We start from the raw sequence: 14296 nt of genomic DNA on the forward strand, positions 1-14296 counted from the left end.
CAAGGGTCTCCGTTGCGAGAGAAAAAGAGGGGCGACGGCAGAACGACGCCGCCCCAGTCCGGGAGAATTACTTGGTTACATACCACATACGCGGCTTGTTATCCGGGAACTGCGGGAAATCGCTGAACGCGTTGGACACGGCCCATGCCATCGGCTGCTGGTGCAGCGGCATCATGATGACTTCGTCTTTGGCGATTTTAAGCGCGTCGGTTTCCATCTGCAAACGTGTGTCGCGATCCAGTTCCACAGCGGCGGATTGGGTCAGCTTGTCCAGTTCGGGATAGGACCAGTCGCCCCAGTTAAACACGCCGGAATTGCCGGTTTTGGAATGCAGCACCTGAACCAGAATGGAATAGGTGTCGAGCATTGGTAGAGTTGCCCAGCCGAGCGTGTAAACATCCGCCTTGCCGTTGGCGCGTTTGGGTGTTTGCTTGGCAGTTGGCCCGATGTCGAGTTTCGGGCTCAGGCCCACACGGGACCACATGGATGCGATCGCCTGACAGAACTGCTCTTCGTTGACATAGCTTTCATTGGTGCAAACGAAATCAAACTCGAAACCGTCCTCGTATCCGGCCTCGGCCAGCAGGGCCTTGGCTTTTTCGGGATCATATCCGGCTGGTGTGTCCAGTTCTTCGGAATGACCTGGAATGGATGGCGCAACCAGCAGGCCTGCATTGCGGGACTTTCCGCGCATCACTTTTTGCTGGATCAGATCCATATCAACGGCCAGCTGCATGGCCTGACGGACACGCAAATCATTCAGGGGGTTTTCACCACCGGCCACCAGTTCGTCGCGACGGTTGAATCCGAGCATCACAGTCCGCAGGTCGGTCCGTTCCAGCACTTTGAGATTGCTTGCCGCTTCAAGACGGGGAAGATCCTGCACGGGTGCAGAGTCTACGAAATCCACCTCGCCTGACAACAAGGCAGCAACGCGCGTAGCCGCAGAAGAAATCGGCTGGAATTCAATGCGTGTCAGGTTGTGCTGCGGCTCGTCCCACCAGCTTTCGTTTACATTCAGGATGGTTTGCGCTTCGGGCGTGCGAGATTCCAGAACGAAAGGTCCGGTGCCGTTGGTATTGAACGTTGCGTACCCCTCTATACCTGCGCTTACGTCTGTCGGCTTTTCGGCATTGTTGGCAACCAGCCAGCCCTTGTCGAAAATATGGATGTTGGTCAGATCGTTCAACAACAGCGGATAGGCACCGTTCAATTCGATATCGATAGTGTAGTCATCAACCACTGTCGCGCTTTTATAGGCAGGGAGGTTGCCCTTCAGCGGCGAGGTTTCGTCGGTCACACGGTGCAGGCTGGCCAGAACATCTTCGGCTGTGAAATCCGCACCATCATGGAACTTTACACCCTCACGCAGGGTAAAGCGCCATGTGGTCGGAGACACCACTTCCCAGCTTGTCGCCAGCGCCGGTTCGATCTGTAGATCACGGTTATAACGCACCAGCCCTTCGTAAATGTTGTTCAGGAAGTTGATCGTGTAGCTGTCACCATAGGAGTAGGGGTCGAGCGAGACGATATCGCGGGGCGCGCCCCAGCGAACTGTCTCTGCATAGCTGGTGGTTGCAAGAAGAACAGCGGCGAGACCCCCGAGGGTGACGCTCTGCAGTTTTCTGGAAAATTTCATTTTTTTCTTTCCCTGTTATTGCACACAAACCGAAATCGGATCGTATACATGGTTATCACAATAAAACCGCTTCCAAAATTATCAGCCCCTTATTCTTAGGGCTTTGAAACCATGAAATGGCCTTATGTCGAGCGACGTTAGTGTCAAAAAATCAATTTGGCTACAAAAAAATAAAATATTGTATTCAATCATTGTATCCAATAGTGTTGAGAGAATAGCTGACAATCTGCAGCACATATATGGTATAGGCTTCTTATGTATAAATCTTCGACACGCAGTTTTCCGGTCTATGATTCGCTTCGAAAGGCAATCATCGAACAGGCGCTGAAGCCCGGCGTGAAGCTTCCCGAGGATTCGATCGGGGAGACATTCAGCGTCAGCCGCACAACCGTGCGCAATGCTCTGGTGCGTCTGGATGCCGAAGGTCTTGTGGATCTCCAACCGAATCGGGGGGCTTCGGTTGCTGACCCGACAATCGAAGAGGCCCATGACATCTTCGAAATGCGCCAGTGTCTCGAACGGGAAGTTATGCAGCGGCTGTGCAAGATGGACTCCAAGCCCATCGTCAAGGCACTCAAGGCGCACCTGGCGGAAGAACAGAAATATCTCGATGTGGACACCACCCGCTCCATTCGGCTGGCGGGCGAATTCCATATTCTGCTGGCAGAACTGACAGGTTCGAAAATCCTCGCCAACTATGTCAACGAGATTGTGTCCCGGTGTTCCCTCGTACTGGCCCGTTTTGCACAGGCTCATTCAGCCCAATGCGGCCTGGAAGAACACACGGAAATTATTGCAGCTATTGAAGCAGGTGATGCGGATCGCGCAACCAGTCGAATGCACACCCATCTTCACGGTGTGCAGGACCGCGCGCTTCTCAATCCTGATGACGACGACAAAGACAACGTAAGCGATATCCTCGCCCGTTATGTCACGCACAACAGCTAATTCCCGCCAGTCCTCTTTTCACATCTTATCCAGGGAGAATTCCATGGAGTCCGTTTCCAACACTCAAGATAGTTTCGACTTTTCAAAGCTGTCCGCCCGCGACCGTTATAAACTTCTGATCGGCTCTGTCGTTCCACGTCCGATTGCCTGGGTGACGACAGTAGACGAACAGGGCCGTCCGAATGCTGCACCATTCAGCTTTTTCAACTGCCTGTCCTCGGACCCTGCGATTCTGGCCCTCGGGGTGGAAAACCACGAAGATCTGCGGTTCAAGGATACCGGTCATAACATCCGTGTGACGGAAGAATTTACCGTCAACATCGTGGATTTTGCCAATCTGCATCCGATGAACACGACCGCTGTGAACTTCCCATCCGACGTAGATGAAATCACAGCTGCGGGGCTGACAATGATACCGGGCGAGTTCGTGAACTGCCCCCAAATCGCCGAAGCACCGATCCGGTTGGAATGCAAACGCCACGTAACCCTGAATATTGGCAAATCCCGCGAGATTGTGCTGGGTGAGGTTCTGGCCATGCATGCCCGCCCCGGTCTGGTGAATGATCGCTTCCATGTTGACGCGGCTGCACTGGATGCTTTGGGGCGCATGGGCGGGCATGGCTATTGCCGTAGCTTTGAAACCTTTGATCTGGCGACCCCGTCAGAAGCAGAGTGGCGTGCCAGCCAGCAACCTAAAGCGATGGCTTTGTAATGTCGCCGCACCTGCTGGTGGTGAACCCGAACAGCACCGCCGAGATGACAGACCGGATCGGCGCCGAGGCCAGACAGTACCTGCCTGCGGACATCGACATGAGCACGCGCACCAATCCCAGTGGCCCGCCTTCTATTCAGGGGGCCGCGGACGGAAAAGAAGCACTGCCCGGAACGCTGGAGATATTGCAGAAAACAGATTTCGATCTGGCCCTTATCGCCTGTTTTGACGATACCGGCCTGACCGAGACAGAAAAAAAGAACGTCTTCGGGATCGGCCAGGCCGCCATGCAAACCGCCCATGAACTGGGACAGCCCTACGCCGTGCTGACCACTTCGGAACTGTCGGTGCCGGTTCTTGAAGCCAACGCAAAATCCTACGGTTTGACGGATAGCCTGATCTGTGTCCGTGCCAGCACAATCGCGGTTCTTGATTTTGAACAACAACGGGACTCGGCCAACAAACGGCTGATCGCCGCTGCACGCAAGCTGATGGAAGACCACCCCGAACTGCGAACGATTGTCCTTGGCTGTGCCGGAATGGGCGGCTTGGCAGAGGAAATGGAGCAGCATCTGAACCTGCAGGTCATCGACCCGATTAAAGCCGCCGTAACCAAGGCTGTGAAGACCCTCACCGTCCCGGCCGTTTCCCTTCATTAAAGAGGGTCCGGGTATGCCGGACCCTTAATCGAAAATAATTTATAAATACTTCTTGACCCTCCAGTGACTGGAAGCCCCATATCAGGGGAAACAGACCTTAGAGGATCGGTCATGAACACTCAAAACGCTTATACTTTTGGCATCGACGGCATGTCTTGTGCGTCTTGCGTCGGACGGGTTGAAAAAGCCCTTAACGCCATTCCCGGCGTCACCCGTGCCGAGGTGAACCTCGCCGCAGAGACAGGTCGGGTCGAAACGGATCAGAATTTTGATCCTGCTGGAATTATCACCGCGCTGGAGGCAACCGGCTATCCGGCCCGCAAGACAACTTACAGACTTGCCATAGAAAACATGTCCTGCGCGTCCTGCGTTGGTCGGGTCGAAAAAGCCCTTCTTGCTGTGGAGGGTGTTGTTTCGGCTTCCGTCAATCTTGCTAGTGAACAGGCAACTGTGGAGGTGCTCGGCAGTGAAACAACCGCCGGTGAAGTTGCGCGGGCCGCATCTGCTGCGGGCTATCCCGCAACTGTTCTGGCAGACGACGGCGCGGATCGTCATACCGAGGATCGCAAGGCCGAAGAGAGCAGGCACCTGCGAAAGATGACGCTGATTGCTTCCATTCTCACGGCGCCGGTTTTCCTTATGGAAATGGGGGGCCACGCGATTCCTGCAATACATCACTGGATCATGGCGAACCTGGGTCAGACCACAAGCTGGAGCATCCAGTTTGCGCTGACCACGCTTGTTATGATCTGGCCGGGGCGGGTGTTTTACCTGAAAGGTTTTCCGGCTTTGTTTAAAGGCGCGCCGGATATGAACGCGCTGGTGGCTGTCGGCTCCGGTGCGGCTTGGGCGTTTTCAACTGTTGCGCTGTTTGCACCGGCCCTGCTGCCGGAAGGCACCCGCGTGGTATATTTCGAAGCTGCCGCAGTGATTGTCACGCTGATCCTGCTTGGCCGCAGTCTGGAAGCACGCGCGAAGGGGCGTACCGGCGAAGCGATCCGCAAGCTGATGACCCTTCAGGCGAAAACCGCCCGCGTTGAACGGAACGGAAGCTTTGTAGAACTGCCCGTGGAAGAGATCATCGCCGGTGATGTACTTCAGGTGCGCCCCGGCGAGAAAATACCCGTCGATGGTGTGGTCACGGAAGGCAATTCTTTTGTGGATGAAAGCATGATCACCGGCGAGCCTGTGCCGGTTGAAAAAACCGCAGATGCGAAGATTGTCGGAGGCACCGTAAACGGTACTGGTGCGCTGACCTTTAAGGCCACCCACGTGGGACGGGACACGATGCTGTCCCAGATCATTCGTATGGTCGAAGATGCACAGGGTGCAAAACTGCCAATTCAGGGTTTGGTAAACCGCATTACCCTGTGGTTCGTGCCCGCTGTTATGGGTGTGGCGGTGCTCGCCTTTATAAGCTGGCTTGTATTCGGGCCTACGCCGACACTTGGGTATGCGCTGGTGGCCGCTGTTGCAGTTCTGATTATCGCCTGCCCCTGCGCGATGGGTCTGGCAACGCCTACATCAATCATGGTGGGGACCGGACGCGCGGCAGAGCTTGGGGTGTTGTTCCGGCAGGGCGACGCCTTGCAAACCCTGCATGACGTGAAAACTGTCGCGCTCGACAAAACCGGCACCTTGACAGAAGGGCGCCCGGAACTGACGGATCTGATTGTATCGGACGGTTTTGTAAAAGCCGAGGTGCTGCAAAGCGTAGCAGCGCTTGAAGCCAGCTCCGAACACCCGATCGCGCAAGCCATTGTGCGCAAGGCACGGCTGGAAGCGTTGGAGCTACCGGAAGTGGCAGAGTTCCAGTCCATCACCGGTTACGGGATCAGTGGACAGGTAAACGGCAGAACCGTCCTTGTCGGGGCTGATCGCCTTATGACACGGGAGTCTGTGGCACTGGACAATGCCAAATCCACCGGCGATGCTTTGGGGCATGAGGGGAAGACCCCACTGTACGTTGCAATCGACGGGCAACTGGCTGCAGTAATTGCAGTCTCCGACCCGATCAAGCAAGGTACACCCGAGGCTATTGCAGCCCTCCATGAACTGGGCCTGAGCGTGGCGATGATCACCGGCGACAACCAGGGTACAGCCGATGCTATCGCACGGCGTCTGGGAATTGATACAGTCGTGGCCGAAGTGCTGCCTGATGGAAAAGTCACAGCAATTGAAAAACTGTCACAGAACGGGACGTCCGTTGCCTTTGTCGGAGACGGCATCAATGATGCCCCCGCGCTCGCCCGCGCTGATGTGGGAATCGCCATCGGGACCGGTACGGATGTCGCAATTGAAGCCGCGGATGTGGTCCTGATGTCCGGTGATCTGGCAGGTGTTGTTAATGCGATTAATGTAAGCCAGCGGACCATGACCAACATTCGCCAGAACCTGTTCTGGGCCTTCAGCTACAACGCACTGCTGATCCCGGTGGCGGCCGGCGTGTTCTATCCAATGTTCGGGTGGCTCCTGTCCCCTGCACTCGCCGCCGGCGCAATGGCTTTGTCGAGCGTTTTTGTTCTCTCGAACGCCCTGCGGCTGCGCTGGATTACTCCGGCGCTGGCTGAACACACCTCAACCGAAACCGGCAAGCAGGCTCTTGTGCCTGCCGCCGCGCAATAGGAGCCGAAGAATGAATATCGGAGATGTTGCCAAACAGGCTGGCCTGCCCGCCAAAACCATTCGCTATTACGAAGATATCGGGCTGGTCAAACCCCTCAGAGACACCAATGGATACCGCGCGTTCCGTCAGAGTGACGTGCACAAGCTGGTGTTTCTCGGACGCTCGCGGGCTTTGGGCTTTACGATTGAAGATTGCCGCGCGCTCCTTGCTCTCTGGGAAGATCAGGACAGGGCGAGTGCGGATGTGCGGGCAATCGCCAAAGACCATCTTGCGCAGATAGAGGCCAAGATCGCAGACCTTGAAGCCATGCGGAACACCCTGTCTGATCTGGTACGCGATTGTGCGGGGGATTCCCGCCCCGACTGTCCGATCCTGCAAAAGCTGGAGGACTTCCCTACCGGCTGATGGACACAAAATTTCAGAATCGTTGCTTTGGGCGCAAGAATATTCTAAACGACCGCAGCCAAAGCAACCATAGGACAGACATGAGCAAGTCAGCCCCGCAGAAAACTTTGACCGCAACCGATATTGCAGGCCGGAAGGGCAAGACCCCTCTGGTCTGTCTCACTGCCTACACTACTCCGGTTGCGCAACTGGCTGATGCCGAATGCGATCTGGTTCTTGTAGGGGACAGTGTAGGCATGGTGCTTCATGGATTGCCTTCTACCCTGTCAGTAACAATGGACATGATGATCCTGCACGGACAGGCTGTCGCGCGCGGCTTGAAGCGTGCTCTGATGGTCGTGGACATGCCTTTTGCCAGCTATGAGGAAAGCCCCGCACAAGCGCTGCGCAACGCTGCACGACTGATGGCGGAAACCGGCTGCGGCGCGGTGAAACTGGAAGGCGGGCAGCATATGGCCGAAACGATCCGCTTTCTGGTGGATCGCGGCATCCCGGTCATGGCCCATATCGGCCTGACACCCCAATCCGTCAACGCGCTTGGCGGTTATCGCGTGCAGGGTAAGGGTGCGGATGCAGAACGGATTTTACAGGACGCGAAAGCTGTTTCCGAAGCAGGTGCCTTTTCGGTGGTGCTGGAAAAAGTACCCGCCGCTCTGGCGGACCGGATCACTGCAGAAATCCCCATCCCAACGGTGGGCATCGGGGCTTCGGCGGGATGTGACGGGCAGATACTGGTGATTGATGACATGCTTGGCCTGTTCGACGCCTTCAAGCCCGCCTTCGTTAAACGCTACGCCCATCTGGCAAAAGATGCTGCCGGTGCGATCAGCGCCTATGCAGAAGAAGTCCGAACCCGCGCATTCCCCGCGCCCGAGCATGTATTTACCGACACCACCGCAGGAAAAGACACCGAAGAATGAAGATTATCCGCACCAAAGCCGCGCTGCGCACGCTAACCGATGAATGGAGCCGCGCAGGGCAAACGATTGGCGTCGTTCCCACGATGGGCGCGCTCCACGCAGGGCATCTGTCCCTTGTGGGCGAAGCGAAAGCCAAGACCGACAGGGTGATTGTCACGCTTTTTGTTAATCCCCGCCAGTTCAACAACCCCGAAGATCTGGCGAATTATCCCCGCACCGAGGACAGCGATTCAGTCAAGCTCGCCCCGTTTGCAGTAGATGTGCTTTATGTGCCCGATCCGGACCAAATCTATCCGGACGGGTTTTCGACCAGTGTATCTGTGTCCGGCGTCAGCGAAGGCCTGTGCGGCGCGGCCCGTCCGGGACATTTTGACGGCGTCGCAACAGTCGTGTCAAAACTGCTGCTCCAAACTGCAGCGGACGAGGCATACTTCGGAGAGAAAGACTACCAACAGCTTCAGGTCGTTACACGACTTGCACAGGATCTTGACCTGAAAACCAGAATTACCGGCTGTCCAACAGTACGCGAACCGGATGGTCTGGCCATGTCATCGCGCAATCTGCGGCTCGGGGAGGAAGCCCGAAAAATTGCCCCTGTAGTGTATCACGTTCTGACCGACATCGCAGAAGGGCTGGCACGGGGTGCATCCCTCTCAGAGCTTCTGCCCGACGCGCGGCAGACACTGGACAAGGCAGGTTTTGGGACACTGGATTATCTGGAACTGCGCAGTGCGCAGGATTTGGAACCGATGGACTCTGCAGTTCGCCCCGCCCGTCTCTTTATTGCAGTCTGGCTCGACGGGGTCCGGTTGATCGACAACATCCCAATCCCTTCTGCCTGAATTACCAACCGGCGAAAGGCGCTACCTCGGCATCACTGACCAGACCCGCGCGGGCGTCCTTGACGGCTTGCAACAACAGGTCCGCCCCGTCTTTGGCCTGTTGTTCGGTCAAAGTCAGGGGCGGTGTCAGTTCCAGCACGTTCGATTGCATCCCGACGTAATAAAACACCGCGCCAAGCTGCCATGCGCGATAGACTGTCTTGCGGGCAAGATCCGCATCAGGGGCATTGGTGTTCGGGTTTACCAACTCCACCCCGATGGCCAGCCCGCGCCCGCGAATATCGCCCACTTCCGGCAGGGACTGTGCCCCTTTCCGGATCTGTTCCTGTAACAAATCACCAGTGGTTCGTGCGGCATCTGCCAAATGTTCGGCCCCAATGGTATCCAGAACGGCAAGCGCGGCAGCAGCGCAAACCGGATTGCCGTGCAGGGTCTGCATGGAAAAGGCTGTCGCGTGATCCATCACCCAAGCCGGACCGATCACCGCAGAAATGGGCAAGCCGCCACCCAGCCCCTTGCCAAGCACCAGTATGTCCGGCGTAAATCCTTCGTGCATGTAGCAATGCAGGGAACCGGTCCGCGCCAGCCCGACTTTGACCTCGTCGCAAACCGTTAGAATGCCGTATCGGGCGCAAAGCTGGGCCAGTCCGGCAAGAAATCCCGCCGGTGGTACGATCAACCCGCCATCCGCCTGTATCGGTTCCAGAAAGAAACCCGCGACTTCCTCTCCCGGACAGGTGGTGTCCAGCAAATGTTCGATGTGATCCAGCAATGCCTGCCCGCTGGCATCCCCGTCAAACGGACGGAAAGGATCGGGATAGGGCACCAGCGTCAACCCGCCGTCCTTGGCAACACCTTCCTGTGCGCTATGGCCCGACACCGCCATAGAGCCTTGCGTGCCGCCATGATAGGCTCCTGAAAACGCCATGATACGGGGCCGTTTAGTCACGACCGGCAAGACCCGCGCCACGGTTTCGTTGGCATCACTCCCCGAATGGCCAATCCAGACACGGCGCTCCGCCGCCCCCGGAGTCAGGCGCAGCAAGGTTTCGGCCAGTTCCACGGCAATCGCATTGGTACCCGACAGGATAGAGGCCCCCGCCTGCCCCGCCAGCGCGCCATCGACCGCTTGGCGCAAGGCCGGATGCCCGTGCCCGAGGCTCGCCGCACCCCAAGAGGCCGACAGGTCCAGCAGGCGACGGCCGTCTTCTTCAATCAGGTAACAGCCCTCGCCCCGCTCAACCGCCAGCGGAAAGAACCGCAGTTTCTGCAAGGCGGATAGCGCCGCTTCATCGCGGGAATAAAGCGGCGCGTTGGTCATGACTTTACCTGCGCCAGTTCGTCGATCAGCTCCTGCGTGGTCATCTGGCGGCAATAGCCTTTGATCGTGCGGATGGAATGATCGTGGCGTTCCTGTGAATAGGTCATACAGGCGTCCGTAACTTGGGTGACCAGATAACCCAGATCACAGGCATCACGGATCGCCCCTTCAACACATTGATCGGTAACGATGCCGCTGATCACCAGCTGCTTCACCCCGAGATTGCGCAGCACATAGTCAATATGGGTCGATACAAAAACGGAAGAAGAGGATTTCGGAAAGACGATTTCATCGTCACCGGGGGCGATTTCGTCGATCACCTTTCCGTCCCACGATCCTTTGGGAACGTTGAAACCTGTGATCTTGTAATCAAGGCTGCGGTCGCGCCCGTCTTTTGTCAGGCTTTCGATTGTAGTGTACAGCACCTCTCCCTTAGCTGCGCGAAACGCAGATTGCAGGCGCTGCATGTTGGGGATGACGCGGGTTTTCATCTGGTCAAAGAACCAGCCGTATTCCGCATCAAACTCCGCATCCGGCATGTCCTTGAACTCTCCGCCATCGCGACGGGCGGCAAAATTCTGCACGTCAATGAACAGCAGGGCGGATTGGTCCATCACCAGAGGGACTTCGCGGGTCAGTGTCATTTCAGGTCCTTTTCTACAAATACGCGGGTTGCCTGCTTCAGCCATTCCGCCCAGCGGGACTGGCCTTCGTCATCGGCAATCTGATCGTTACAGATTTCAATAAGACTGTGGGGCAGACCCTTGGCCTCTCCGTGGCGGGGCACAAACCAGTCGCTTTCATCGTCGATCTGGTAGGGCTCGTTCAGGCCGATACGCTCTGCAGGCACAAAAGCTTCGAATGCACGGGCCAGAGTACGGGATGTGGTTTGATCATGGCGAAACAGAAACCCGATGTCCCAGGGGCGGAACTGTCCGGCCATCGAACGCGTGAAACTGTGAACCGAAAGCACGCTTTTACAGGCAGGCTTTCCCAGATGTTCATCTACGACAGTCTGATAAGGCGTGAAAATCTCGTCTATGCGCTGCTGCCTTTGCGCCGCAGTCAGGTTCAGGTTTGCAGGCACTGTAACACCGTCACTGACCACAGGCATTGCGGTCTCGCTTTCGGGCGGGCGGTTGCAGTCAATCACCAGACGGCTGTAGCGTTGCAACACCAGCGTCGCGCCAAGTTGAACTGCAACCATACGCGCCACGGGCTCTGCGCCGATGTCCCATGCGATATGGGCGCGCAATTCCGCTGGCGTAAGTCCCATATCCCCGAGTTCTTCCGGCACCAACCGTCCGGCATGTTCGCACACCAGCACTACCGGATAGGTGCTGTCGGGGTTGATCACCTCGAAAGGGGCAGGGTCTTCCGGCCCAAGCAGCCGGTACTGCGATGTCGCGGCAAGACTCATCTTTATACTTTCTCCGCTTTCAGGGTCGCTGACGGGATCAACCCGTTCGGACGGAACAACAGGACAAGCACCACAATGCCAAGGCCGATAGGTTCACGGAATTCCTGCATTTCCGGGGGCAGGAAGGCCGAGAGGTAAATCTCTATGAAACCAAGCAGAAAACCACCGGCCACAGCGCCACGCAATGACCCGAGACCGCCGAGAATGGCCGCGATAAAGGCTTTCAGCACCGGCATGAACCCCATCAACGGATCGACCGAGGCCCGCTGACTGACCCAAAGCACCGCCGCCACACCGGCCAGCAGACCGGACAAGGCAAAGGCGCCTGCAATCACCGTATTGGCGCGGATACCCATCAGGCGCGCCACGGCAAAATCTTCGGCAGCAGCGCGCATGGCAATGCCGGTTTTCTGGTGTTTCATAAACCAGTCAAGAAACACCAGCATCACCACCGTCGCAATAATCGCAGCAAGTTTGTTCACCCCGATCACCATCCCCGCAATATGCACACTGTCCGACAACATCGCCGGTAACAAAACCGGCTGGGAGCGGGTGGAAATCAGGTTCTGGAACAGCACCTGCAAAATCATCGCCACGGCAAAACTGGTGACAAGCATGGTCGCCCCCGACCCGTTGCGCACAGGGCGAAAGGCGATCCGCTCCATCAGGACAGCCGCAATCACCGAGGCCATCAGCGCCAGAGGCACGGCCACCACAAACGAGACCCCTGCAATGCCGCAATACATCAACACATATCCCGCAATGGTCATCAGTTCGCCATGGGCAAAATTGATTAGCCCCATGATGGAAAACACCACCGCCAGCCCCAGTGCGAGCAGCGCATAAGTGCCCCCGAGCGCCAGCGCATTCACGGTTTGCTGTAGGAAAATATCCATAGGTCAGTTCGCTCCTAGATAGGCATCTTGCATGGTGCCGCTGGCTGTCAGTTCTGCGGGCTTGCCCTGCTCTACCACTGCACCGTTTACCAGCACGTAGGCGCGGTCCGCCACTTGCAGTGTCTTGGCCACATTCTGTTCCACGACCAGCAAGGTAACGCCCTGATCCCGCAATTTCAGGATCAAATCGAATATCTGGTCTACAATCAGCGGCGCCAGCCCAAGCGAGGGTTCGTCAAGCAACAGCACACGTGGGTTCGACATCAAAGCGCGACCGACGGCCAGCATCTGTTGCTGCCCCCCTGAAAGGGTGCCTGCGTATTGGTCTTTCCGTTCCAGCAGGATTGGAAACAGATCATAGACCCGTTTATATGCGGTCTCCAAAGCGGCTTTATCATTGAGGGCAAACGCGCCCATCCGCAGATTATCCGCCACGCTGAGGGTGCCAAAAACCCGCCGTCCTTCGGGCGACAGTGTCAGTCCGCTCGGGGCGAGCGTTTCAGGCGCTGCACCCGTAATATCCCGCCCCTCGAATTTCACCTGTCCGGAGGAGGTTGGAACAAGGCCGGTAATTGCATTCATGATAGAGGACTTACCGGCCCCGTTCGCACCCAGAAAGGCGACGATCTCGCCTTGCCGGATTTCAAAATTCACCCCGCGCACCGCTTTCACAGCGCCGTAGCTGACGTGAAGGTCGTGGGCAGAAAGAAGCGGTTGCATGGGGCGGCGTCCTTATTGCATGCGCGGCGCTGGGATCAGCGCTGCATCGGGGCTGGGGGAGCCAAGGAATTCACGGCCCGCATCCTTCACGCGGATCAGGGACACCTGACGCACGGGCATACCATCCGTGCCCTTATAAGTAATCGCGCTGGTTGCACCCTGAACATTTTCCAGATTTGCAATCGCATCGCGCAGCGCTTTCGGATCGGTCGATCCGTCTGCTGCAAGAACTGCAGCCTCGATCACTTTGATCAGGTCATAGCCCACCGCGTTGAACACAGTTTCGGAATCTTTGCCGGTGGTTTCCTTGTACTTCGCATTGAATGCCTCCAGCGGAGAGCCTTCTTCGGCATAACCGGCTGTTGTAAAGACTACGCCTTCGCCAGCTTCGCCAAGCGAGAATGTTGTCGGGCTGTCAATTCCGTCAGAGCCGATCATCTGGCTGGTCACACCAGCAGAGCGCAGGGCTTTCAGCATGGACGGGAAATCAGGTTCGTAGGATGAGGTCATGATGACATCAGGCTGTTCCGGCAGCGCGGCAATCCGTGTGGCGATGGCCGAGAAATCCTGCTGGCCGATGGAATGGGTGTCCTGCCCCAGCACGGTGCCGCCCATCTTTTCAAACACTTCCGCAAAATAAAGCGGCATGGTGGTGTACTGGCTGTCAGGCGAATAGATGATGTAGGCGGTGTCGTGCCCCTGCTCTTGCGCCCAAGCCGCAGAAACCGTTGCCTGTACGTTATCACCGGGGAAGTTGGCGAACATATAATCGCCACCGATCATCGGCAATGTCGGAGAAGAGGCACAGGTCGAAATCGCAGGAATTTCTGCCGAGGACACAATCCCGATTGCGGCGAGTGACGGATCAGCGTCACAAGGCAGGATCAAGGCCGACACGCCAGTGTCCACCAGTTCCTGCACCGCGATAGAGGTCTGTGCCGCATCGGAACGCACGTCCTTTTCGATCAGCTCGATCTTGGTGGTTCCGCCGATCCCGCCGGCTGCGTTGATTTCGTCGATGGCGATGTGGATGCCTTCCATTACCGGCGCATCATAGGGTGCAAGCCCGCCGGTTTGCGCCGTTGCAGCGCCAATGCGCAGGGTGTCGGCAAAGGAGGGCGCCGCGAGCAGTGCCCCTATAGCTGTGAGAGTAAGTAACTTTTTCATTGTCTTCTCCATGTTGGTGTG

The 14296-nt window shown here is 57.0% G+C and carries 14 protein-coding genes; 7 read left to right on the forward strand and 7 right to left on the reverse strand.

The window, feature by feature from the left end; all coding sequences use genetic code 11:
• Nucleotides 1-67 precede the first annotated feature (67 nt).
• Nucleotides 68-1639 (reverse strand): ABC transporter substrate-binding protein, encoded by a 1572-nt coding sequence (locus C0U40_RS11710; protein WP_101655974.1) that lies wholly within the window; start codon nt 1637-1639, stop codon nt 68-70.
• Between the two features lie 255 nt (nt 1640-1894).
• Between C0U40_RS11710 and C0U40_RS11715 the strand changes: the two genes are divergently transcribed.
• From C0U40_RS11715 to panC, 7 genes are all read left to right on the forward strand, one after another.
• On the forward strand, nt 1895-2587 hold the full coding sequence (locus tag C0U40_RS11715) for a GntR family transcriptional regulator (RefSeq protein ID WP_101655975.1): 693 nt from the start codon (nt 1895-1897) through the stop codon (nt 2585-2587).
• Between the two features lie 43 nt (nt 2588-2630).
• Nucleotides 2631-3299, forward strand: coding sequence for a flavin reductase family protein (locus tag C0U40_RS11720; RefSeq protein ID WP_101655976.1), 669 nt, complete (start codon nt 2631-2633; stop codon nt 3297-3299).
• Nucleotides 3299-3958 (forward strand): aspartate/glutamate racemase family protein, encoded by a 660-nt coding sequence (locus C0U40_RS11725; RefSeq protein ID WP_101655977.1) that lies wholly within the window; start codon nt 3299-3301, stop codon nt 3956-3958. Before C0U40_RS11720 ends, C0U40_RS11725 begins: the two co-directional genes overlap by 1 nt.
• Nucleotides 3959-4069: 111 nt before the next feature.
• Nucleotides 4070-6583, forward strand: coding sequence for a heavy metal translocating P-type ATPase (locus C0U40_RS11730; RefSeq protein ID WP_101655978.1), 2514 nt, complete (start codon nt 4070-4072; stop codon nt 6581-6583).
• 10 nt (nt 6584-6593) lie between these two features.
• Nucleotides 6594-6989, forward strand: a complete 396-nt coding sequence (gene cueR / locus C0U40_RS11735) for a Cu(I)-responsive transcriptional regulator (protein WP_101655979.1) — start codon at nt 6594-6596, stop codon at nt 6987-6989.
• Nucleotides 6990-7069: 80 nt separating this feature from the next.
• On the forward strand, nt 7070-7909 hold the full coding sequence (panB, locus tag C0U40_RS11740; protein WP_101656126.1) for a 3-methyl-2-oxobutanoate hydroxymethyltransferase: 840 nt from the start codon (nt 7070-7072) through the stop codon (nt 7907-7909).
• Nucleotides 7906-8751, forward strand: a complete 846-nt coding sequence (panC, locus tag C0U40_RS11745) for a pantoate--beta-alanine ligase (RefSeq protein ID WP_101655980.1) — start codon at nt 7906-7908, stop codon at nt 8749-8751. Before panB ends, panC begins: the two co-directional genes overlap by 4 nt.
• 1 nt (nt 8752) lies before the next feature.
• On the opposite strand, the gene C0U40_RS11750 is transcribed toward panC, so the two are convergent.
• From C0U40_RS11750 to C0U40_RS11775, 6 genes are read right to left on the reverse strand one after another with little or no spacing between them, the layout of a single operon-like run.
• Nucleotides 8753-10072: an aspartate aminotransferase family protein gene (locus C0U40_RS11750; protein WP_101655981.1), complete on the reverse strand. Its 1320-nt coding sequence runs from the start codon at nt 10070-10072 to the stop codon at nt 8753-8755.
• Nucleotides 10069-10716: an isochorismatase family cysteine hydrolase gene (locus C0U40_RS11755; RefSeq protein ID WP_101655982.1), complete on the reverse strand. Its 648-nt coding sequence runs from the start codon at nt 10714-10716 to the stop codon at nt 10069-10071. The genes C0U40_RS11750 and C0U40_RS11755 overlap by 4 nt, the downstream gene beginning before the upstream one ends.
• Nucleotides 10713-11492 carry an N-formylglutamate amidohydrolase gene (locus C0U40_RS11760; protein ID WP_101655983.1) on the reverse strand — a complete coding sequence of 260 codons (780 nt, stop codon included), beginning with the start codon at nt 11490-11492 and terminating at the stop codon, nt 10713-10715. Before C0U40_RS11760 ends, C0U40_RS11755 begins: the two co-directional genes overlap by 4 nt.
• A gap of 2 nt (nt 11493-11494) precedes the next feature.
• Entirely contained in the window at nt 11495-12388 is an 894-nt protein-coding gene (locus C0U40_RS11765; RefSeq protein ID WP_101655984.1) for a branched-chain amino acid ABC transporter permease, read from the reverse strand.
• A gap of 3 nt (nt 12389-12391) precedes the next feature.
• The gene (locus tag C0U40_RS11770; protein WP_101655985.1) at nt 12392-13108 is read right to left on the reverse strand and encodes an ABC transporter ATP-binding protein; all 717 of its coding nucleotides are present in this window, start codon (nt 13106-13108) and stop codon (nt 12392-12394) included.
• 12 nt (nt 13109-13120) lie between these two features.
• A complete protein-coding gene (locus tag C0U40_RS11775; protein ID WP_101655986.1) occupies nt 13121-14275 on the reverse strand; it encodes an ABC transporter substrate-binding protein in 1155 nt (384 codons plus the stop codon).
• Nucleotides 14276-14296: the final 21 nt, after the last annotated feature.

Origin of the sequence: Neptunicoccus cionae (assembly GCF_002860325.1) — a bacterium.
Lineage (GTDB): Bacteria > Pseudomonadota > Alphaproteobacteria > Rhodobacterales > Rhodobacteraceae > Amylibacter > Amylibacter lutimaris.

Coding starts and splice junctions, on each gene's coding strand:
- C0U40_RS11720 (WP_101655976.1), top strand. CDS start 2,631: ATGGAGTCCGTTTCCAACACTCAAGATAGTTTCGACTTTTCAAAGCTG.
- C0U40_RS11710 (WP_101655974.1), bottom strand. CDS start 1,639: ATGAAATTTTCCAGAAAACTGCAGAGCGTCACCCTCGGGGGTCTCGCC.
- C0U40_RS11765 (WP_101655984.1), bottom strand. CDS start 12,388: ATGGATATTTTCCTACAGCAAACCGTGAATGCGCTGGCGCTCGGGGGC.
- C0U40_RS11730 (WP_101655978.1), top strand. CDS start 4,070: ATGAACACTCAAAACGCTTATACTTTTGGCATCGACGGCATGTCTTGT.
- C0U40_RS11715 (WP_101655975.1), top strand. CDS start 1,895: ATGTATAAATCTTCGACACGCAGTTTTCCGGTCTATGATTCGCTTCGA.
- C0U40_RS11760 (WP_101655983.1), bottom strand. CDS start 11,492: ATGAGTCTTGCCGCGACATCGCAGTACCGGCTGCTTGGGCCGGAAGAC.
- cueR (WP_101655979.1), top strand. CDS start 6,594: ATGAATATCGGAGATGTTGCCAAACAGGCTGGCCTGCCCGCCAAAACC.
- C0U40_RS11775 (WP_101655986.1), bottom strand. CDS start 14,275: ATGAAAAAGTTACTTACTCTCACAGCTATAGGGGCACTGCTCGCGGCG.
- C0U40_RS11770 (WP_101655985.1), bottom strand. CDS start 13,108: ATGCAACCGCTTCTTTCTGCCCACGACCTTCACGTCAGCTACGGCGCT.
- C0U40_RS11755 (WP_101655982.1), bottom strand. CDS start 10,716: ATGACACTGACCCGCGAAGTCCCTCTGGTGATGGACCAATCCGCCCTG.
- panC (WP_101655980.1), top strand. CDS start 7,906: ATGAAGATTATCCGCACCAAAGCCGCGCTGCGCACGCTAACCGATGAA.
- C0U40_RS11750 (WP_101655981.1), bottom strand. CDS start 10,072: ATGACCAACGCGCCGCTTTATTCCCGCGATGAAGCGGCGCTATCCGCC.
- C0U40_RS11725 (WP_101655977.1), top strand. CDS start 3,299: ATGTCGCCGCACCTGCTGGTGGTGAACCCGAACAGCACCGCCGAGATG.
- panB (WP_101656126.1), top strand. CDS start 7,070: ATGAGCAAGTCAGCCCCGCAGAAAACTTTGACCGCAACCGATATTGCA.